The following is a 20,720-nucleotide window of genomic DNA, read 5'->3' on the forward strand; positions in this document are numbered from 1 at the left end:
GCGGCCCCCTCCGACAGGGCCGCCGCCTTCGGGCTTTTCGGGTGCGCGTACGGGCCCCTTTTCCGGAGTCCGTGCGCGCCTTTCCGGTGTCCGTACGGCTCTCAGCGGGCCAGCGAGGGTCCTGCCCCCACGTCCACCCTCTGCTCCACGGGGATCTTCGTGCCGTCCGGTCCCACGACCGCGCGGTCACCGACCGGCGCCTTCAACTGCACGGTCTGGTGGTACATCTTGGCGATCAGGATGCAGACCTTGTTCGGCCAGGGCGTGGCGGTCACCGTGACCGTCACCTTGTCCGAACTCTCGACGGCCGACACCTTGTAGTCGTCGCACACCCCGCCGGTGAAGGCCACGGTGAGACTCTTCCCGTCGGCCTTGTAACCATCCGCCTTGACGTCGTGCGGCGCCGCGGTGGACGTCGAACTCGCCGTAGGAGTGGGCGTGTCGGCCGAGGCCAGATACGTCGGGTCGATCGCCGGGTACGTCACGGTGTAGTCGTCCTGCCCGCTCGACCCCCGCACCTCGAACAACCACGACGGCACCAGCGTCTGCTGCCCGTTCACGGAGTGCGCGGCGAGCCCGAACACCGCGTGCTCGACGGTGGCCGCGGCCTGTGTGGGCGTGGCGGAGGCGGAGGCGGCGTCGGTGGACTGTCCGCAGGGCGCCTCCAGCCGGTCCTTCAGCGGTACGGGACTGGCGCAACCGCCGATGCCCATACGGTGATCGGACTTCGGCGCCGCGTTCATCAGGCCCAGCGTCTTGTCCGCGCTCAGCACGGGATAGACGTCGCCCTTCACCGGCTCCGCCAACTGCCCGCTTCCGCCGACCACTTCACCCTGAGCGCTGACGGTGAGCCCGGTGGTCCACCCCTGTGTGGGCAGTCCGTCGATCACCGGCTCGGCGTTCACCACCCGCTGCGCGCCCATGAGTTGGCTCGCGTCTACCTTCGCGTCGTCCTGGCCGACGGCCTTGAGGATCGGGGCGGCGGCCTTCTTCGCCACGGCCGCGCTCACCGGGGTGGTGGTCGAAGCGCCGGGATCGTGCGTGCACTTGAGGGTGGAGCCGGTGCAGTCGTCGGTGCCGGGTGCGTAGCGGCTGAACGTCCACATGCCCGGCGCCGCCTTGTTCACCTGCAGACTCGGACCGCTCGCGTCCTGCCCGCCCACCTTCCAGTACAGCCCCTCGGTGACCGGTGTCCCCACGACACCGAGCGCCCTCGCGAGCCGGGCGACATCGTCCTTGGTGACCGTGCCCTCGGCGGAGTAGACAGCGGCGGACTTCGGCCCACCGGGCAGCGTGCCCGCCGCGCGGTACGTCTGGCCGTACGGATTCGGCTCCCCGACCGCGATCCCACCGGTGCCGCCCGCCGAGTACCCGTCGAGCGCGAGCGGCGGCGGAGTCCCGTCCGCACCGGAGGCCGCGGACCCCGTCCCGTCCCCTGAACCTCCCGAGGACGACGAGGACGACGAGGACGACGAGGACGACGAGGAGGACGCGAGATACGCCCCACCCCCTCCGACGAGCAGCACGGCGGCGGCTACGGAGGCGATGACGAGGGGGGAGCGGGATCGGGTGGGGTGACTCTCTGCGGGGTCAGGTTCGGGTTCGGGGGAGTGGGTGTGGAGGGGGAGGTCCGTGTCGGGGGTTGCCGGATGTGACTGTTCTGGGTGGGTGGCTTCGGCGCCGGGCAACGCTGGATCGGCTTCCGGGGCGGGTGCTGCGGGGGTGGCGGCGGTTGTCGTGGCGCTGGTTGCTTCCGGCTCGTCCGCGTCAGCCTCGGGCGCTGCGGCGCCGGTTTTCGCGAGGTCCGCCTCTACGTCGGACACCGAGTGCCCGGTCTCGTCCGGCCGACTGTGACCGGCCTCCGCACCAGCCGCCGTAGAACCGCCCCCCGTACCAGCCGCCGTGGAACCACTCCCCGCCCCGGCCGCTACGCCGGTACTCCCATCCGCCGGCCCCTCGGCGGAGCCCTTCGCGGCGTCCCCCACGCCCCGCACGTCACCGGCCGTGCCGGTCGTGTCGTCGTTGTCGGGTCGCTCGGTGTTCACCGCATCGCTCCTTCGGCTGCGCAACTGTCCCTTGACCCTGACCCGGCCCTGTCAAAGGGGCAGGCAGAAGGGTCGTATCCCGCATCCCCTTTACGGGGGACAGCGATGGGACGCAGCGGGGGAGCGCGCGGTTCCCCTGAACGCGCCGATCGAGCCGACGGGCCCGGAACTCAGTCGCCGTACTCCGACATGCCGTCCAGCAGCCGAGCGGACTTCGACGGCACCGACACGCCGTGGATGAGCGACGGGGACACCGGAAGGGAGACGATCCGGTCGGGCACCGTCCAGTGGGGAGCCATCCGGGCGCAGTCGCCGCGCAGCGCCGCGAGGTCCGCCGCACCTTCGCCTTCGAGATGGGCCGAAACGGTGACCGGAACGTTGACCGAAACACCGACCGGAACATCGACCGGAACGGAGCCATCGACTTCGAGGTTCGTCATAGCGGCACCGTAGGCATGCTCGGCCTCGCGAAGAAAGATCTACTATCGGGTAGTTTTGGCCGCTTCAGAGCCGCCGCGCCGACCGGGTAGCGTGAACTGTCAACGCAGCCTCCCTCAGGAGAGTCCTCGCCGTGCGCATCGCAGTCACCGGCTCCATCGCCACCGACCACCTCATGACCTTCCCCGGCCGCTTCGCCGACCAGCTGGTCGCGGACCAGCTGCACACGGTGTCGCTCTCCTTCCTGGTCGACAACCTCGACGTACGCCGGGGCGGCGTCGGGGCCAACATCGCCTTCGGCATGGGCCAGCTCGGCACCGCGCCGATCCTGGTCGGCGCCGCCGGCTCCGACTTCGCCGAGTACCGCGACTGGCTCGACCGCCACGGCGTCGACACCGACTCGGTCCGTATCTCGGAGACGCTGCACACCGCCCGTTTCGTGTGCACCACCGACGCCGACCACAACCAGATCGGCTCCTTCTACACCGGCGCCATGAGCGAGGCCCGCCAGATCGAGCTGAAGACCGTCGCCGACCGCGTGGGCGGCCTCGACCTGGTCCTGATCGGCGCCGACGACCCCGAGGCGATGCTCCGCCACACGGAGGAGTGCCGGACCCGTTCCATCCCCTTCGCCGCGGACTTCTCCCAGCAGATCGCGCGCATGGAGGGCGACGACATCCGCATCCTGCTGGACGGTTCGGCGTACCTCTTCTCGAACGAGTACGAGAAGGGCCTCATCGAGTCGAAGACCGGCTGGAGCGACGAGGAGATCCTGACGAGGGTCGGCTACCGCGTCACCACCCTCGGCGCGCGCGGCGTCCGCATCGAGAGCGTCGGCGCGGACCCGATCGAGGTCGGCTGCGCGGAGGAGGAGCGCAAGGCCGATCCCACGGGTGTCGGCGACGCGTTCCGCGCGGGGTTCCTCTCGGGGCTGGCGTGGGGGGTCTCGCTGGAGCGGGCGGCGCAGGTCGGGTGCATGCTCGCCACGCTGGTCATCGAGACTGTCGGTACGCAGGAGTACCAGTTGCGGAGGGTGCACTTCCTGGACCGGTTCACCAAGGCGTACGGAGACGACGCGGCGGTGGAGGTTCGTAAGTACCTGGGCTGATTGGTCGGGTGCGGGTGCGTGGGGGCTGGTCGTGCACACGCGGCGACAGCCGCATATCGACACAGCCCCGCGCCCCTAAAAGAAGAGAAGGCGCGTCAGCTGGTCCGGCGGATCACGTACGCCGGGCCCTCCTCTTCCCCCACGTACTCCTGGCCCCGCATCTCGCACCACGCCGGGATGTCCAGCCGTGCCGCCTCGTCGTCGGACAGGACCTTGACCGTGCCGCCGATCGGTACATCGCCGATGACCTTCGCCAGCTCGATCACGGGGATCGGGCAGAGCTTGCCGAGGGCGTCCACGACGAGGGAGTCCTCTCCTTCTTCTACGACAGTCATCGGCGGCTGCGCTCCCAACTTCTCCCGCACCCCCGCCACCGCCCCCGGCAACACCGCGAGGAAACGCTCGACGTCCTCCTCCGTCGCCCCCAGCGGCAACGACACCCGCACATTCCCCTCACTCAGCACCCCCATCGCCTTCAGTACATGGCTGGGCGTCAGCGTGCTGCTCGTACAGGACGAGCCGGAGGAGACGGAGAAGCCGGCGCGGTCCAGTTCGTGGAGGAGGCTCTCCCCGTCGACGTAGAGACAGGAGAAGGTGACGATCCCGGGCAGCCGGCGCACCGGATCGCCGACCACGTCCACCCCCGGCACCAGCCGCGGCACCCGCGCCCGGATCCGCTCCGTCAACTCCCGTAGCCGTAGCGCCTCCTGGGCCGCCTCCGTGCGGACCGCGCGCAGGGAGGCCGCCGCGGCCACGACGGCGGGGATGTTCTCGAAGCCGGGGGCGCGGCCCGACTCCCGTTCGTCGACGGGCCCTTGGGGCGCGAACCGTACTCCCTTGCGCACCGCCAGCAGCCCGACCCCGGCCGGCCCGCCCCACTTGTGCGCGCTCGCCGTGAGCAGCGACCAGGCGCCCTCGACCGGTCCCCACCCCAGCGACTGCGCCGCGTCGACCAGCAGGGGCACTCCCACCGCCCGGCACGCCTCGGCCACCTCGGCGACCGGCTGCACGGTCCCCACCTCGTGGTTGGCCGACTGAAGACACGCCAGCGCGGTGTCCGACCGGAGGGAGTCCGCGTAGGCCGCCACGCTCACCGCCCCCGTACGGTCCACGGGCACCTCGGTGGACGAACCGCCCTCCGCGACCAGCGCCTCGGCCGAATGGAGCACGGAAGAGTGTTCAACCGCTGACACGATCAGGTGACGCCCGACGCGCCGCCGCCCTGCCAGAGCCCCCGCAATTCCCGTGTGTACGGCCCGAGTACCGGAGGCGGTGAACACCAATTCGTCGGGACGGCACCCGACGGCCTCGGCAGCCGCTTCGCGCGCGGCATCCAGCAGCAGTCGTGCCTTACGCCCCTCCCGGTACAGCCGGGCAGGGTCCGCCCACCCCTCGTCCAATGACGCCAACAGCGCCTGCCGCGCTACGGGATGAAGGGGATGGCCGGAGGCGGCATCAAAGTAGGACACACGCCAACGTTAAAACGAGGGCGGGCTACAAAGGGGCGCGAGACTGTGACACAGCGGCTCCGCCGCGGGGCGCGAGCAACCACAACGCACGCCGCACCCGCCCAAATCACCTGAACCCGCGAGCTATTAGGCGCAAGGAGTAACGGGCGGCGCGTATGCCACCCTCCCCGCGAACCCCCGGAGGGCGTCGGCTAGGGTTTGGTCCGCATAAACATCCAAACCCCTGCCCGACGCAGGGCGGCGACCGACCCGCGTGAAGGCAGGCCGCAGCCAATCCGCGCGGGCGAGACTCTCGGGAAGGCGCTACGTGAGTCCCAACGGCTCCGACCTCCCCCGCTGCCTGAAGGGCGCGGGTGGTACCCCCACGTCGCGGCGCCCGATGCGGCGGAGGCTGCTGCAGGCGATGACTGCGGGCCTGGTCCTGGCTACCGCGACCGGTTGCACATCCAAGGACTTTCCTCGCCTTGGTTTCCCCACCCCGACCACGGAGGAGGGTCCGCGGATCCTCTCCCTGTGGCAGGGATCCTGGGCTGCCGCGCTCGCCGTCGGTGTCCTGGTGTGGGCCCTGATCATGTGGAGCGTCATGTTCCACAGGCGCAGCCGCACCAAGGTCGAGATCCCCCCGCAGACCCGGTACAACATGCCCATCGAGGCGCTGTACACGGTGGTCCCGCTCATCATCGTCTCCGTGCTGTTCTACTTCACGGCCCGAGACGAGACGAAGCTCCTGAGCCTCGACAAGAAGCCCGATGTGACGGTCAACGTCGTGGGCTTCCAGTGGAGCTGGGGCTTCAACTACATCGAGAACGTCGACGGTGTCAGTGGTGACGCGACGACGGACAAGAACCTGGCCGCGATTCCGGACCGGTTCAAGAAGGAGTTCCCGGCGAACGCCGGCGGTGTCTACGACGTGGGTACGCCCGCCTCGAAGAACCCGCAGACCGGCAACCCGGGTCCGACCCTCTGGCTCCCCAAGGGCGAGACGGTCCGCTTCGTCCTCACCTCACGTGACGTCATCCACGACTTCTGGGTGGTGCCGTTCCTGATGAAGATGGACGTCGTCCCGGGCCACACCAACGCCTTCCAGGTGACTCCCAACAAGGAGGGCACCTACCTCGGCAAGTGCGCCGAGCTCTGCGGCGTCGACCACTCCCGGATGCTGTTCAACGTGAAGGTCGTCTCGCCGGAGCGCTACCAGCAGCACCTCAAGGACCTTGCCAAGAAGGGGCAGACCGGTTACATCCCCGCTGGCATCGCGCAGACGAGCCACGAGAAGAACCGGGAGACGAACAACCTGTGAGCATCCTCAACGAACCTCAGGGTGCCGCCGCGGCAGAGTCCCATTACGCGGACGAGCTGCCGGTGAGGCGCAAGCAACCCGGTAACGTCGTGATCAAGTGGCTCACCACCACCGACCACAAGACGATCGGCACGCTGTATCTGGTCACGTCGTTCGCGTTCTTCCTGATCGGCGGCGTCATGGCGCTGCTGATGCGTGCCGAGCTCGCCCGGCCGGGTCTGCAGATCATGTCGAACGAGCAGTTCAACCAGGCGTTCACGATGCACGGCACGATCATGCTGCTGATGTTCGCGACGCCGCTGTTCGCCGGTTTCACGAACTGGATCATGCCGCTGCAGATCGGCGCGCCCGACGTGGCGTTCCCGCGGCTGAACATGTTCGCCTACTGGCTCTACCTGTTCGGCTCGACGATCGCGGTCGGCGGCTTCCTCACCCCGCAGGGCGCGGCCGACTTCGGCTGGTTCGCGTACTCGCCGCTGTCGGACGCGGTCCGTTCGCCGGGCATCGGCGCCGACATGTGGATCATGGGTCTGGCCTTCTCCGGCTTCGGCACGATCCTCGGCGCGGTCAACTTCATCACCACGATCATCTGCATGCGCGCACCGGGCATGACGATGTTCCGCATGCCGATCTTCGTGTGGAACGTGCTGCTGACCGCCGTCCTGGTCCTGCTGGCCTTCCCCGTCCTCGCCGCCGCGCTGTTCGCGCTGGAGGCGGATCGAAAATTCGGGGCACATGTCTTCGACGCTGCCAACGGCGGTGCGTTGCTGTGGCAACACCTCTTCTGGTTCTTCGGCCATCCAGAGGTGTACATCATCGCCCTGCCGTTCTTCGGCATCATCTCCGAGGTCATCCCGGTCTTCTCGCGCAAGCCGATGTTCGGTTACATGGGCCTGGTCGCCGCGACGATCTCCATCGCCGGCCTGTCCGTGACGGTGTGGGCCCACCACATGTACGTCACCGGCGGAGTGCTGCTGCCGTTCTTCTCCTTCATGACGTTCCTCATCGCCGTGCCGACAGGCGTGAAGTTCTTCAACTGGATCGGAACGATGTGGAAGGGGTCCCTATCGTTCGAGACCCCGATGCTCTGGGCCACCGGCTTCCTGATCACCTTCACCTTCGGTGGTCTGACCGGTGTCATCCTGGCCTCGCCGCCGATGGACTTCCACGTCTCGGACTCGTACTTCGTCGTCGCCCACTTCCACTACGTGGTCTTCGGTACGGTCGTCTTCGCGATGTTCTCCGGCTTCCACTTCTGGTGGCCGAAGATGACCGGCAAGATGCTCGACGAGCGCCTCGGCAAGATCACCTTCTGGACGCTGTTCATCGGCTTCCACGGCACCTTCCTGGTCCAGCACTGGCTGGGCGCCGAGGGCATGCCGCGTCGCTACGCCGACTATCTGGCGCAGGACGGCTTCACCGCCCTGAACACGATCTCGACGATCAGCTCCTTCCTGCTCGGCCTGTCGATCCTGCCGTTCCTCTACAACGTGTGGAAGACGGCCAAGTACGGCAAGAAGGTCGAGGTCGACGACCCGTGGGGCTACGGCCGTTCGCTGGAGTGGGCGACCTCGTGCCCGCCCCCGCGGCACAACTTCCTCACCCTCCCCCGCATCCGCAGCGAATCCCCGGCGTTCGACCTGCACCACCCGGAGATCGCCGCGCTCGACCAGCTCGAGAACGCGCATCACGCTGACAAGGCCCTCGTCGGCGGCAAGGAGGCGGGCAAGTGAAGGTCCAGGGCAGGATGTTCATGTGGCTGGCCGTCTTCGTGCTGGTCATGGCGGTGGTCTACGGCTACTGGTCCAAGGAGGCGGCCGGTACCACGGCCCTCTTCATGGCCTTCGGCCTGTGCATCATGATCGGCTTCTACCTGGGCTTCACGGCCCGGCGGATCGACACCCTCGCACAGGACAACAAGGAGGCCGACGTCGCGGACGAGGCCGGCGAGGTGGGCTTCTTCAGCCCGCACAGCTGGCAGCCCCTCGCCCTCGGTGTCGGTGGCGCACTGGCCTTCCTGTCGATCGCGATCGGCTGGTGGCTGCTCTACTTCTCCGCGCCGATCATCATGGTCGGCCTGTACGGCTGGGTCTTCGAGTACTACCGCGGTGAAGACCGCACCCAGTAGCACGCGCTGAGCCCTCACGAGCCCGGACACTCCGTCAGGAGGGTCCGGGCTCGTGCTTTTGCCGTAACGCGGGTCCCTCGTCCGAGTCACCCACCGCGCCGTCGTTGACGAAGCTTCATAGCCTCGGCTCATGAGCCACACACCGCGCACCCGCACCGTCGTCGGCTGCACCCTGCTGGTGATCTCGCTCGGCGCGGGCTTCACCGCCTGCGGGTCCGGCGGCGGCAACCCGCTGTCGGCCGAGCCGTACGACGCGGCCGGGCAGATCTCCTTCAACGGCCCGTCCGGCAACGGCAAGAAGGCCGACCCCGACAAGCCTCTGGTCGTCACCGTCGACGGCGACGACGGGCGGATCACGGACGTCACGGCCATGGACGCCACGGGACGCTACGTCACGGGCGAACTCACCGCCGACGGCACCCGCTGGCACAGCACCTCCCCGCTGGCCGCCAACGCCCGCTACACGGTCCGGGTGAGCACGGAGGACGAGGACGGCGCCCCCGGCCGCAAGGTCCTCACCTTCGACACCACCAGGCCGACCGCCAAGAAGAGCCTGACCGTCAAGTTCGGTCCGGACGCGGGCACGTACGGCGTAGGCCAGCCGGTCACCGCCGAACTGAACATGCCCGTCAAGGACAAGGCGCAGCGGGCCATCGTGGAACGCGCCCTCAGGGTGGACTCCGTGCCCGCGGTGGAGGGCGCCTGGCACTGGGTGGACGACAAGGAACTCCACTACCGCCCCAAGGAGTACTGGCCCGCCCACGCCACCGTCCAGGTACGCAGCGACCTCGACGGCGTGAAGATCAGCGACCGCCTCCGGGGCGGCGCCTCGAAGGGGCTCAAGCTCACCACGGGCGACAAGATCGTCGCCGTGACGGACGCCTCGTCCCACGAGATGACGGTCTACCGGAACGGCGAGGAGATCAACGAGATCCCCGTCACCACCGGCAAGCCCGGCTTCGAGACCAGAAACGGCGTCAAGGTCGTACTGGGCAAGGAGTACTTCGTACGGATGCGCGGTACCACCGTCGGCATCTCCGAGGGCTCCTCGGACTCGTACGACCTCCCCGTGTACTACGCGACCCGCGTCACCTGGAGCGGCGAGTACGTCCACGCGGCCCCCTGGTCCGTCGGCTCCCAGGGCTCCGCGAACGTCAGCCACGGCTGCACCGGCATGAGCACCAGCAACGCCGAGTGGTTCTTCGACACCATCCACGAGGGCGACGTCGTCAAGGTCGTCAACTCCGAAGGCGACGACATGGAACCCTTCGGCAACGGCTACGGCGACTGGAACCTCGGCTGGAAGAAATGGCGGGGCGGCAGCGCGTTGGTGGGCGGAACACCGGATGGACCAAGGCCTGAAGACGCGGCGAGACTCCGCCCCGAGTCAGTGTGACCCACCTAGGGGCGACCTACCCAGGGGCGCGGGGCTGTGACATGTGCGGCTCCGCCGCGCGGGCGCGACCACCCACGGAGAGCCCGCAGTCGCCAACTGCCTCGCGCCCCACCCCACTAGGCGCTCAAGGCCCGCTTGTGACGCAGCAGAGAGGCGAGCGAGGCAGCGAACTCGACAGGATCCACCGGCAGGGTCACCGCGGCATCCGCCCGGCTCCACGTGGCCAGCCACGCATCCTGCGGCCGCCCGATGAGCACCAGCACCGGCGGGCAGTTGAACACCTCGTCCTTCACCTGGCGGCACAACCCCATGCCACCCATCGGCGCGGACTCCCCGTCGAAGACACAGACGTCGATCCCACCCCGGTCCAGCTCCTTGACGACCGCCGCCTGCGTCGCGCACTCCAGGAACTCGACCAACGGCGCGTCCGGAGCCGGCCGGCGCCCGGTAGCCAGCCGGACTTGCTCGCGGGTGTTGGAGTCATCGCTGTAGACCAGCACCGTGGCGGTCGCCTGCATTCTTCCTCCCAAGGTCCGTTGCGCGGATGCTACTCCCTTGAACACCCCGTCAACACCTGTTGGAACACCCCTGCGATGGGCCATACGGGCAGTACACACGCTGCGGACACTCCGAACGGCACCCCCCGGAGTGAGGGCGGGATAAGCGACCGACATAATGTCGGTCGTGGCGACAGCAACGACAGTAGAAACCGGGCACGCGCACCCGTCGGTCAACCGGCCGAACCTCACCAGCGTCGGAACCATCATCTGGCTGAGTTCCGAGCTGATGTTCTTCGCGGCCCTCTTCGCGATGTACTTCACCCTGCGATCGGTGACCGGTCCGGATCACTGGAAGGAGATGGCGAGCCATCTCAACCTTCCGTTCTCCGCGACCAACACCACGATCTTGGTGCTCTCCTCGCTGACCTGCCAGCTCGGCGTCTTCGCCGCCGAGCGCGGGGACGTGAAGAAGCTCCGGGGCTGGTTCATCATCACGTTCGTGATGGGTGCGATCTTCATCGGCGGTCAGATCTTCGAGTACACGGAGCTGGTGAAGAAGGACGGCCTGTCGCTGTCCTCCGACCCGTACGGCTCGGTGTTCTACCTGACCACCGGTTTCCACGGCATGCACGTGACGGGCGGCCTCATCGCCTTCCTGTTCGTCCTCGGACGTACCTACGCGGCGAAGAGGTTCACTCACGAACAGGCGACCGCGGCCATCGTCGTGTCCTACTACTGGCACTTCGTCGATGTCGTCTGGATCGGCCTCTTCGCCACGATCTACTTGATCAAGTAGTCGGGCCCGATCCCGCGCGCAGCCAAGAAGCGCACATTCCAGAAGCATCGACGCAGAAGATCCTGACACCGGGGTAATCCGTGAAAAAGCTCTCCACACGACGACGCCATCCGCTGGCGGCGGTCGTCGTACTACTCTTCGCGCTGGCGGCAGCCGGGGGGGTGTTCAGCCTGCTCGCGCCCGCGAGCAAGGCGCAGGCCGACGAGTCCGCCCAGTCCCTCGCCATCGACGAGGGCAAGAAGCTGTTCGCCGTCGGCTGCGCAAGCTGCCACGGCACCGGCGGTCAGGGCTCCTCCGACGGTCCGAGCCTGGTGGGTGTCGGCGCCGCGGCGGTCGACTTCCAGGTCGGCACCGGCCGGATGCCGGCCCAGCAGCCGGGCGCTCAGATCCCGGCCAAGAAGGTCATCTACTCCCAGGCCGAGATCGACCAGCTCGCGGCGTACATCGCCTCGCTGGGCGCCGGTCCGGTCATCCCGACGAAGAACGAGTACGGGCCGGAGGGTTCGGACATCGCCAAGGGTGGCGAGCTGTTCCGCACCAACTGCGCCCAGTGCCACAACTTCACCGGCAAGGGCGGCGCGCTGACGCACGGCAAGTTCGCGCCGAGCCTCGAAGGCGTTGCCCCGAAGCACATCTACGAGGCCATGCAGACCGGCCCGCAGAACATGCCTTCCTTCCCCGACACCACGCTGTCGTCGAAGAACAAGAAGGACATCATCGCGTACCTCGACGCGGTCAACAGCGACAACACCGAGAGCCCCGGCGGTCTTGAGCTGGGTGGTCTCGGTCCGGTCAGTGAGGGTCTCTTCGCCTGGATCTTCGGTCTGGGCGCGCTGATCGCGGTAGCCGTCTGGGTCGCCGCTCGGACCGCAAAGGCCAAGAAGTCATGAGTAGCCAAGACATTCCAGAAGAGAACCTGCCCGCTGAGCAGGACGCGCACGGCGCGGTGTCGGTCGCGGACGAGAACGACCCGTTCGCCGACCCGGGACTGCCGCCGCACGAGCACCGTGTCCAGGACATCGACGAGCAGGCCGCCAAGCGGTCCGAGCGCGTCGTCGCCTTCCTGTTCACGCTGTCGATGCTCGCCACCGTCGGCTTCATCGCCTCGTACGTGGGGATCCCGCACGACAAGGCGATCTTCGTCTTCCCGATCGGTCACATCAACGCGCTCAACTTCGCGCTGGGTCTGACCCTCGGTACGGCGCTGTTCACCATCGGCGCGGGCGCGGTCCACTGGGCCCGCACCCTGATGTCCGACGTGGAGATCGCCGACGAGCGGCACGCGATCGAGGCGCCCCCCGAGGTCAAGGCCAAGGTCATGGCCGACTTCAAGGACGGTGCCAAGGAGTCGGCGCTCGGCCGTCGCAAGCTGATTCGCAACACGATGTTCGGCGCGCTGGCCCTGTTCCCGCTCTCCGGCGTCATGCTGCTGCGCGACCTGGGCCCGCTGCCGGGGACGAAGCTCCGCCACACGCTGTGGTCCAAGGGCAAGCTGCTCGTCAACATGAACACGAACCTGCCGCTGCGTCCCTCGGACGTGGCCGTCGGCTCGCTCACCTTCGCCAAGCCCGAGGGCCTGGAGGAGACCGACGAGGAGTTCCAGACGGAGATCGCCAAGTCGGCGCTGATGATCGTCCGGCTCCAGCCGGAGAACATCAAGGACAAGCGCGAGCTGGAGTGGGCGCACGAGGGCATCGTCGCCTTCTCGAAGATCTGCACCCACGTGGGCTGCCCGATCTCCCTGTACGAGCAGCAGACGCACCACGTGCTGTGCCCGTGCCACCAGTCCACCTTCGACCTCTCCGACGGTGCCCGAGTGATCTTCGGCCCGGCCGGTCACGCCCTGCCGCAGTTGCGCATCGGCGTGAGCGACGAGGGCTACCTCGAGGCGCTCGGCGACTTCGATGAGCCCGTCGGTCCTGCATTCTGGGAGCGCGGATGAGTACCAACGAGACGCAGACATCGGCTGCCGCGGCGGGCGAGCGGCGCGAGAAAGCACCGGCCGGCGAGAAGATCGCCGACTGGGCGGACGGCCGGCTCGGGATCTACTCCCTGGCCAAGTCCAACATGCGCAAGATCTTCCCCGACCACTGGTCGTTCATGCTGGGCGAGATCTGCCTCTACAGCTTCATCATCATCATCCTCACGGGTGTGTATCTGACGCTGTTCTTCCACCCGTCGATGAACGAGGTGACGTACCACGGCAGCTATGTCCCGCTCCAGGGACAGCTGATGTCGGAGGCGTTCAACTCGACCATGCACATCTCCTTCGAGGTGCGCGGTGGTCTGCTGATCCGGCAGATCCACCACTGGGCGGCGCTGATCTTCCTCGCCGGCATGTTCGTGCACATGATGCGGGTGTTCTTCACGGGCGCGTTCCGCAAGCCGCGTGAGGTCAACTGGCTGTTCGGCTTCCTGCTGTTCGTCCTGGGCATGTTCACCGGGTTCACCGGTTACTCGCTCCCGGACGACCTGCTCTCCGGCACCGGTGTCCGCTTCATGGAGGGTGCGGTCCTGTCCGTGCCGATCGTCGGCACGTACCTGTCGTTCTTCCTCTTCGGCGGCGAGTTCCCGGGCGGCGACTTCGTGTCCCGCTTCTACTCGATCCACATCCTGCTGCTGCCGGGCATCATGCTCGGCCTGGTGGTCGGCCACCTGATCCTGGTCTTCTACCACAAGCACACGCAGTTCGCGGGCCCCGGAAAGACCAACAAGAACGTCGTCGGCATGCCGCTGCTGCCGGTCTACATGGCCAAGGCCGGAGGCTTCTTCTTCCTGGTCTTCGGTGTCATCGCGGCCGTCTCGGCGCTCGCCTCGATCAACCCGATCTGGACCATGGGTCCCTACCGTCCGGACATGGTGTCCACGGGCGCCCAGCCCGACTGGTACATGGGCTTCTCCGAGGGTCTGATCCGTGTCATGCCGGGCTGGGAGATCAACTTCTGGGGTCACACGCTCGTCCTGGGCGTGTTCATCCCGCTGGTGATCTTCCCGCTGGTCCTGGTCTCGATCGCGGTCTACCCGTTCATCGAGTCCTGGGTCACCGGCGACAAGCGCGAGCACCACATCCTGGACCGCCCGCGCAACGCCCCGACCCGTACGGCCTTCGGTGTCGCGTGGATCTCCTGGTACTTCGTCCTGCTCGTCGGTGGCGGCAACGACATCTGGGCCACGCACTTCCACCTGTCGATCAACTCGATCACCTGGTTCGTGCGCGTCGGCTTCTTCGTCGTGCCGGTCCTCGTGTTCCTCGCCACCAAGCGGGTCTGCCTCGGCCTCCAGCGCCGCGACAAGGACAAGGTGCTGCACGGCCGCGAGTCCGGCGTCATCAAGCGCCTGCCGCACGGTGAGTTCGTTGAGATCCACGAGCCGCTCAGCCAGGACGCGCTGCACACGCTCACCGCGCACGAGCAGTACGTGCCGGCCGCGATCGGCGCGACGGTCGACGACAACGGCGTCGAGCGCAAGGTGAAGGGCTCCCAGAAGCTGCGCGCCAAGCTGAGCGAGGCGTACTACGGCGAGGAGTCCCAGATCCCCAAGCCCACCGTCGAGGAGTACAAGGAGATCACGAGCGGCCACGGCCACCACTGATCGCTGAGGCGTCGCCACGCCACAGTCGAAGGGCCCCGTCCGAACACCGGACGGGGCCCTTCGCCGTGTCCCGCGCTGGATAGGGTGGGGGCACATCGCTGAACCATTTCTCTACGACACCCAGGAGCGGCCGTATGAGCGCTGTGACCCCCGCTGGAGGCGACACCGCGGCGGCCCGTTCCTGGCCCGAGGTACTGAACGCCCTGCTGTACGGCCAGGACCAGGACGCCGACGCGACGTTCTGGGCGATGGACCAGATCATGCGCGGCGAGGCGACGGACGCGCAGATCGCCGGGTTCGTGGTGGCGTTGCGGGCCAAGGGCGAGACCGTCGAGGAGATCACCGGGCTCGTGCGCGCGATGTACGAGCACGCGAACGTGATCGAGGTGTCGGGGCGGACGGTGGACATCGTCGGCACCGGCGGCGACGGCGCGAAGACGGTGAACATCTCCACGATGTCCTCGATCGTGATCGCCGGCACGGGCGCGAAGGTCGTCAAGCACGGCAACCGGGCCGCGTCCTCCGCGTCCGGTGCCTCCGACGTCCTGGAGCGGCTCGGCGTCAACCTGGAGCTGACCCCGCGGCGGGTGGCCGAGGTCGCCGAGGAGGCCGGGATCACGTTCTGCTTCGCGGTCAAGTTCCACCCGGCGCTGCGTCACGCGGGCGCCGCGCGCGGCCAGTTGGGCATCCGCACGGTGTTCAACGCGCTGGGCCCGCTGACCAACCCCGCCAAGGTGCGGGCCCAGGCGGTCGGGGTCGCGGACCCGCGGATGGCGCCCATCATCGCGGGCGTCTTCGCCGAGCGGGGCAACTCCTCCCTGGTGTTCCGCGGCGACGACGGCCTCGACGAGCTGACGACCACGTCCACCTCCCGGGTGTGGATCGTCCGCGACGGCAAGGTCACCGAGGAGTCCTTCGACCCGAGGGACGTCGGCCTCGAACTGGTCCCGGTGGAGGCCCTGCGCGGCGCAGACCCCGAGTTCAACGCCGGCGTCGCCCGCCGCCTCCTGGACGGCGAGACGGGCCCCGTACGGGACGCCGTACTCCTGAACTCCGCGGCGGCCCTGGTGGCCCTGGAGCCGGGGGACGGGCCGCTGGCGGATCAGCTCCGGGCCGGGATGGAGAAGGCGGCGGAGTCGATCGACTCGGGAGCGGCCAAGCGGACCCTGGAGCGCTGGGCCGCGGCCAGCAACGCGTAGCGCCACGGGGGTTGTCGTCCCGCGATCCGGACACGGGTTGCGGGACGGCGATCACCTCACGTAAGTTTTCTGATCAGGTCATGAGTGACAGTCATGAGGCCCCGGCCGACTGTCCGGCAACCCTCCGTCCGTGGCGGGGTGCCCCGGGTGAAGACCAGGCCGTAGGCAGCGAGGTCTGCGGCAAGCGCGGGCCCCTCGAAAGACACCAGGGGTCCTGGTCATCGAGGGAGCCCTCTGTGAGCAAGCGAATGCGATAGGGCGTCGAGCCCCGCCTCCGCATACCCCCTTTCACCCTTCACCGTGCTTGAGTCGTCCGCGCTCGCACGGCGGAACCGCCTTGCCTCTCACGGGAGTTCGCCATGTCTGTCTCCACCGCTGCCGTCGCCCAGACCGTTTGTCCCCCGCTGCCCGTTCTGGGCCGGGATGTCACCGTCCCGCTCGTGACGGGTGGCGAGGTCACCTACGCGGCCCTCGACTACGCGGCAAGCGCCCCCGCCCTCCAGCGCGTCTGGGACGACGTGGCGGCCTACGCCCCGTACTACGGCAGCGTCCACCGCGGCGCCGGCTATCTCTCGCAGCTCTCCACCGACCTGTTCGAGAACGCCCGCAGGACGGTCGAGGAGTTCCTGGACTGCCGCCCCGACGACCAGCTGATCTTCACCCGCTCGACCACGGACTCCCTCAACCTCCTCGCCGCGGCCCTTCCCGCCGACTGCCAGGTCTTCGTCTTCGAGACCGAGCACCACGCGTCCCTCCTCCCCTGGAAGGACGCCGAGGTCACCTACCTCAACGCCCCGCGCACCCCGGCCCAGGCCGTCGAGACCCTGGAGCAGGCCCTCGCCGCCCGCACTGTGTCCAATGAAGAGGGTCAGGGCCCGGCCCTGGTCTGCGTGACGGGCGCCTCGAACGTCACCGGCGAGCTGTGGCCGGTACGGGAGCTGGCGGCGGCGGCTCACGCCCACGGCGCCCGGATCGTCCTGGACGCCGCCCAACTCGCCCCGCACCACCCGGTGTCCGTCCAGGACCTCGACGTCGACTGGATCGCCTTCTCCGGCCACAAGCTCTACGCCCCCTTCGGCTCCGGCGTCCTGGCCGGCCGCGCGGACTGGCTCCAGGCGGCCGACCCCTACCTCGCGGGCGGCGGCGCCAGCCGCAAGGTCACCCGGCGCGAGGACGGGGGAGTGGACGTGGAGTGGCACGACAGCGCCGCCCGCCACGAGGCCGGTTCCCCGAACGTCATCGGCGCCTACTCCATCGCGTCGGCCTGCAAGGCGCTGACGGAGGCGGGCTTCGACACGTTGGTGGCCCGCGAGCAGCACCTGATCGCCGAGGTCCGCGCGGGCCTGGCCGAGGTCCCGCAGGTGAAGGTCCTGTCCCTGTTCGGCGACGACGCCCCGCGCGTCGGCGTGATCTCCTTCGTCGTCGACGGCTGGAACAGCTCCCACTTCGCCGCGGCCCTCTCCGCCGAGTACGGCATCGGCGTCCGCGACGGCCTCTTCTGCGCCCACCCCCTCGTCCGCACCCTCCTGGGCAGCGACCCCCAGACCCAGGGCGAGTGCGGCGCCCCCGAAGCGGCCCCCGGCGAGAAGTCCCTCAACGCGATCCGAGTCAGCTTCGGCGCGGGCACCCCGGACGAGCACGTCGAGCGCTTCGTGACGGCGGTACGAGAACTGGTGACGAACGGCGCGAAGTGGAACTACCACACGGAGAACGGCCGCTGCGTCCCGGCGGTGTGATTCCGACTGTCCCGACGGCGCCGTCTCGACGCACGCCAAGGGCAACCCCCTAGGGGCGCGGGGAACTGCGCGACCAGCCACAACGGACGGTCAGCCGCAAACGATCCGCGCCCCCACCCCACTAGGCGCTCAACCTCACGAGTCCAACCCGATCGCGAACGCCGCCTCAAGGTCATGCTGCGAGTACGTCCGGAACGCCACGTGCGTATCCGTCCCCTCCACCCCGGGAATCTTGCTGATCCGCCCGGGGATGATCTCGGCCAGATCCTCGTGCTCCCGCACCCGCACCATCGCGATCAAGTCATACGTACCGGTGACAGAGAAGACCTCGCTCACAGATTCGAGCGCGGCGATCGACTCGGCGATCTCCGGAATCCGGTCCACGCTGGTCTTGATGAGGACGATCGCGGTGATCACGGCTGGTTCTCTCCCTCGGGGACCGTTACTGGGGCGGGCCCAACTCTAGTCGTACGACCGAATCTCACCCACGCGTAGCCGAACCCCAGCGTGAAGCCCACCAGGTGGGCGAGGTACGCCACCCCGGGCCCCTGCGCCGCCTGCCCCGCCGCCAGCCACTGCAGGGCCGCCCAGAAGGGCAGGACCACCCACGCGGGGAAGCGCAGCGGCAGGAAGAAGAGGAAGGGGAGGAGACTCGTCACGCGGGCCCGGGGGAACAAGTACAGGAACGCCCCGAGGACCGCCGAGATCGCCCCGGACGCGCCGACGAGGGACTGCGCGGAGCCGGCGTTGGCCACCGCGTACCCCAGCAGCGCCAGGTAGCCGCAGCCCACGTAGAACAGGGTGAACTCGACCCGGCCCAGCCGTTCCTCGGTCATCGCTCCGAAGACGTAGAGGAAGAGCATGTTGCCGAGGAGATGGATCCAGCTGCCGTGGATGAACAGGGCCGTGACCGGGGTGAGGGCCTCTCGGGCCGGGCTCGCGAACAGGTCGGCCGGGACCACACCCCAGCGGCGGAAGTACGCCCGCTGCGCCACCAGCAGCGCGTCCCCCGTGCCGTAGGACGGGACGAAACCCGAGGCCGGGCCGAGGACGAAGATCAGGCAGCACAGGCCGATCAGGGTGTACGTCATGGGCGTCGAGGTGCCGCGGAACGTCCTGACGAGCGCCGGGCCCCAGTTGCTGATCATGACCACAGAGCATGACGTAACGGGACGCAGTCGGGCGGAGTGCCTCGCCGCTGTGGACGGCCGAGCGGCGAGTACCCGCCAGGCCGTAGGGTTACGAGCCACACTCGCCGGGGAAACCGGCGATCACGGAAACTCGAACGAGAAGGAAGCGGACAGCCACGATGACGGTACCCCTGCCGACCGCCTCGACGCGGTGGCGCTGCACCCTCTGCGGCAACCTCACGCGCTTCGACGTGACGCGTTCGTCGAAGGTCGTGGAGTACCTCCACCTGGACCTGGCGGGTGAGCCGAAGGTGGAGGAGCGCGAGGTGGTCAGTGAGACCATCGAGTCGGTGCGCTGCCGCTGGTGCAACGCCGTGGATCAGGTGGAACTCGTGGACAGGCCGGGCGCCGGCTCCTGAGAGGGAGTGGCCCCGCACAGACGGTTGGGGTGTGAGGGATGGTGGAGAACTCAGGCGGAGGGCCGGGCGACGGCGCCGCCGAGGTGCTCGACCGCCCGCTGCCCGACGGCGTGCGGAGAAGGGTCGTACAGATCGTCTCCGACGGCTTCGGCGGCCTCACCGTCTCCGAACTGCCCGCGCAGCTACGACAGTACGCCCGCTTCGCCCCCAACCGCCGCGCCAAGTTCGCCGGGAACGCGATGGCCGCCGCCCTGGAGACCGATCCGCTGTTCCGGCAGCGGATCGGGGAGAAGCTGAGAGAGGCCCAGTCGGAGCTCGCCGGCGCGCTCGACTCCGGCTCACCGCCCCCGGCCGCGGACCCGCTCGACGTGGCGGCCGCGGCCTATGTTCTGCGCCCCACCGGCTGGGTGAAGCTCGTCACCGCCGCGGGCGAGGAGGCGCTGCGCGCCGACGCCGAGCGCGCCGACGAGGAGAGCCGGGCCGAACTGGAGCGGCTGCGCGAGGAGTTGGACCAGGCGCGGGAGGCGACCCGGACCGAGACCGAGCGGCTGCGCACCGAACTGGACGCGGCGAAGAAGGAAGCGGAGTCGCTGCACCGCAAGCTGCGTTCCGCGCACAGTGACATCAAGCGCGGCGAGGCCGCCCTGCGCAAGCTGCGGTCCGAGACGGACGCGTCGCGCGCCGAGGGCCAGGCACAGGTGTCCGCGGGCGAGATCGAGACCCGGCGGCTCAAGGCGCGCCTCAGCGAGTCGGAGGCGGCCCTGGAGGCCACCCGCAAGGCCGCCCGTGAGGGGCGCAGCGTCGAGGACATGCGGGTGCGGCTGCTGCTCGACACCGTGCTGGAGGCGACCCAGGGGCTGCGCAGGGAACTGGCGTTGCCGCCCGTCTCCGTACGGCCCGCCGAGACCGTCGACGCGGTCGAACCGGGACGAATGACCCCGAAGGACATCGCCGCGCGGGCGCTGTCGGAGAACGACCCCGCGATCCTCGACCAGTTGCTCGCGCTGCCGCAGGCCCACCTGGTCGTCGACGGCTACAACGTCACCAAGACCGGTTATCCCCAAATGCCCCTGGAGAAGCAGCGGTTGAGGCTGCTGGGGCAGCTCTCGCAGCTCGCCGCGCAGACCGGCGCCGAGGTCACCTGTGTCTTCGACGGGGCCGAGCTGGCCGCGCCCGTGCTGCTCGCGCCGCCGCGCGGAGTGCGGGTGCTGTTCTCCAAACCGGGCGTCACCGCCGACGAGTTGATCCGCCAGCTGGTGCGCGCGGAGCCGCCGGGCCGGCCCGTCATCGTCGCGTCGACCGACCGCGAGGTGGCCGACGGCATCGCGAAGGCGGGCGCCCGGCCCGTCGCTTCTGCGGTACTCCTCAAGCGACTGTCGTGAACGTCAACGTACAGGTTTAATGCCGGAATTGACCGAACCGTCACGCAACGTAGCGTCAATCGACCATCACTGCTTGTTGGTTA

19 protein-coding genes and 1 riboswitch are annotated in these 20,720 nt (G+C 68.6%); of the genes, 13 read left to right on the forward strand and 6 right to left on the reverse strand.

Translation table 11 applies throughout. The features are described from left to right. Positions 1-101 precede the first annotated feature (101 nt). Both ACIRRY_RS10225 and ACIRRY_RS10230 read right to left on the reverse strand, forming a co-directional pair. Positions 102-2,045, reverse strand: a complete 1,944-nt coding sequence (locus ACIRRY_RS10225; RefSeq protein WP_403970195.1) for a hypothetical protein — start codon at positions 2,043-2,045, stop codon at positions 102-104. 170 nt (positions 2,046-2,215) lie between these two features. Continuing rightward, positions 2,216-2,485, reverse strand: coding sequence for a hypothetical protein (locus ACIRRY_RS10230; protein ID WP_403970198.1), 270 nt, complete (start codon positions 2,483-2,485; stop codon positions 2,216-2,218). A 131-nt stretch (positions 2,486-2,616) separates the two neighbouring features. Here ACIRRY_RS10230 and ACIRRY_RS10235 point away from each other — a divergent pair, with 131 nt between their 5' ends. Further along, a complete protein-coding gene (locus ACIRRY_RS10235) occupies positions 2,617-3,591 on the forward strand; it encodes a carbohydrate kinase family protein (protein WP_403970200.1) in 975 nt (324 codons plus the stop codon). Positions 3,592-3,686: 95 nt separating this feature from the next. On the opposite strand, the gene ACIRRY_RS10240 is transcribed toward ACIRRY_RS10235, so the two are convergent. Next, on the reverse strand, positions 3,687-5,060 hold the full coding sequence (locus ACIRRY_RS10240; RefSeq protein ID WP_403970203.1) for a cysteine desulfurase/sulfurtransferase TusA family protein: 1,374 nt from the start codon (positions 5,058-5,060) through the stop codon (positions 3,687-3,689). 307 nt (positions 5,061-5,367) lie between these two features. Here ACIRRY_RS10240 and coxB point away from each other — a divergent pair, with 307 nt between their 5' ends. From coxB to ACIRRY_RS10260, 4 genes are all read left to right on the forward strand, one after another. Beyond that, positions 5,368-6,360 carry a cytochrome c oxidase subunit II gene (gene coxB, locus ACIRRY_RS10245; protein ID WP_403970206.1) on the forward strand — a complete coding sequence of 331 codons (993 nt, stop codon included), beginning with the start codon at positions 5,368-5,370 and terminating at the stop codon, positions 6,358-6,360. Beyond that, positions 6,357-8,093, forward strand: a complete 1,737-nt coding sequence (ctaD, locus tag ACIRRY_RS10250; protein WP_393042638.1) for a cytochrome c oxidase subunit I — start codon at positions 6,357-6,359, stop codon at positions 8,091-8,093. Before coxB ends, ctaD begins: the two co-directional genes overlap by 4 nt. Then, positions 8,090-8,488: a cytochrome c oxidase subunit 4 gene (locus ACIRRY_RS10255; RefSeq protein WP_403970210.1), complete on the forward strand. Its 399-nt coding sequence runs from the start codon at positions 8,090-8,092 to the stop codon at positions 8,486-8,488. Before ctaD ends, ACIRRY_RS10255 begins: the two co-directional genes overlap by 4 nt. Positions 8,489-8,618: 130 nt before the next feature. After that, the gene (locus tag ACIRRY_RS10260; RefSeq protein WP_403970213.1) at positions 8,619-9,884 is read left to right on the forward strand and encodes an Ig-like domain-containing protein; all 1,266 of its coding nucleotides are present in this window, start codon (positions 8,619-8,621) and stop codon (positions 9,882-9,884) included. Between the two features lie 116 nt (positions 9,885-10,000). Here the strand turns inward: ACIRRY_RS10260 and ACIRRY_RS10265 are convergent, their stop codons facing one another. After that, entirely contained in the window at positions 10,001-10,402 is a 402-nt protein-coding gene (locus ACIRRY_RS10265; protein WP_200685468.1) for a hypothetical protein, read from the reverse strand. A 157-nt stretch (positions 10,403-10,559) separates the two neighbouring features. Between ACIRRY_RS10265 and ACIRRY_RS10270 the strand changes: the two genes are divergently transcribed. From ACIRRY_RS10270 to ACIRRY_RS10295, 6 genes are all read left to right on the forward strand, one after another. Further along, positions 10,560-11,180: a heme-copper oxidase subunit III gene (locus ACIRRY_RS10270; protein WP_019067823.1), complete on the forward strand. Its 621-nt coding sequence runs from the start codon at positions 10,560-10,562 to the stop codon at positions 11,178-11,180. 80 nt (positions 11,181-11,260) lie between these two features. Then, positions 11,261-12,070, forward strand: coding sequence for a c-type cytochrome (locus ACIRRY_RS10275; RefSeq protein WP_403970217.1), 810 nt, complete (start codon positions 11,261-11,263; stop codon positions 12,068-12,070). After that, positions 12,067-13,122 (forward strand): Rieske 2Fe-2S domain-containing protein, encoded by a 1,056-nt coding sequence (locus ACIRRY_RS10280; protein WP_403970220.1) that lies wholly within the window; start codon positions 12,067-12,069, stop codon positions 13,120-13,122. Before ACIRRY_RS10275 ends, ACIRRY_RS10280 begins: the two co-directional genes overlap by 4 nt. Next, positions 13,119-14,771 carry a cytochrome bc complex cytochrome b subunit gene (locus tag ACIRRY_RS10285; RefSeq protein WP_403970223.1) on the forward strand — a complete coding sequence of 551 codons (1,653 nt, stop codon included), beginning with the start codon at positions 13,119-13,121 and terminating at the stop codon, positions 14,769-14,771. Before ACIRRY_RS10280 ends, ACIRRY_RS10285 begins: the two co-directional genes overlap by 4 nt. Before the next feature lie 134 nt (positions 14,772-14,905). Beyond that, positions 14,906-15,970, forward strand: coding sequence for an anthranilate phosphoribosyltransferase (trpD, locus tag ACIRRY_RS10290; RefSeq protein ID WP_403970225.1), 1,065 nt, complete (start codon positions 14,906-14,908; stop codon positions 15,968-15,970). Positions 15,971-16,046: 76 nt separating this feature from the next. Further along, a riboswitch (SAM riboswitch) is annotated at positions 16,047-16,163 on the forward strand. A 166-nt stretch (positions 16,164-16,329) separates the two neighbouring features. Beyond that, entirely contained in the window at positions 16,330-17,706 is a 1,377-nt protein-coding gene (locus ACIRRY_RS10295; protein WP_403970228.1) for an aminotransferase class V-fold PLP-dependent enzyme, read from the forward strand. A gap of 135 nt (positions 17,707-17,841) precedes the next feature. Here ACIRRY_RS10295 and ACIRRY_RS10300 read toward each other — a convergent pair whose 3' ends face one another. Both ACIRRY_RS10300 and ACIRRY_RS10305 read right to left on the reverse strand, forming a co-directional pair. Further along, positions 17,842-18,123 carry an Lrp/AsnC family transcriptional regulator gene (locus tag ACIRRY_RS10300; RefSeq protein ID WP_403970231.1) on the reverse strand — a complete coding sequence of 94 codons (282 nt, stop codon included), beginning with the start codon at positions 18,121-18,123 and terminating at the stop codon, positions 17,842-17,844. Next, the gene (locus ACIRRY_RS10305; protein WP_403970234.1) at positions 18,120-18,854 is read right to left on the reverse strand and encodes a rhomboid family intramembrane serine protease; all 735 of its coding nucleotides are present in this window, start codon (positions 18,852-18,854) and stop codon (positions 18,120-18,122) included. The genes ACIRRY_RS10300 and ACIRRY_RS10305 overlap by 4 nt, the downstream gene beginning before the upstream one ends. Before the next feature lie 161 nt (positions 18,855-19,015). On the opposite strand from ACIRRY_RS10305, the gene ACIRRY_RS10310 reads away from it, so the two are divergent. Next, a complete protein-coding gene (locus ACIRRY_RS10310; RefSeq protein WP_019067815.1) occupies positions 19,016-19,255 on the forward strand; it encodes a hypothetical protein in 240 nt (79 codons plus the stop codon). A gap of 38 nt (positions 19,256-19,293) precedes the next feature. After that, a complete protein-coding gene (locus ACIRRY_RS10315; protein WP_403970237.1) occupies positions 19,294-20,637 on the forward strand; it encodes an NYN domain-containing protein in 1,344 nt (447 codons plus the stop codon). The last annotated feature ends 83 nt before the right edge of the window (positions 20,638-20,720 follow it).

It is taken from the genome of Streptomyces sp. NPDC101776, from assembly GCF_044766845.1.
In the GTDB taxonomy this organism is placed as follows: domain Bacteria; phylum Actinomycetota; class Actinomycetes; order Streptomycetales; family Streptomycetaceae; genus Streptomyces.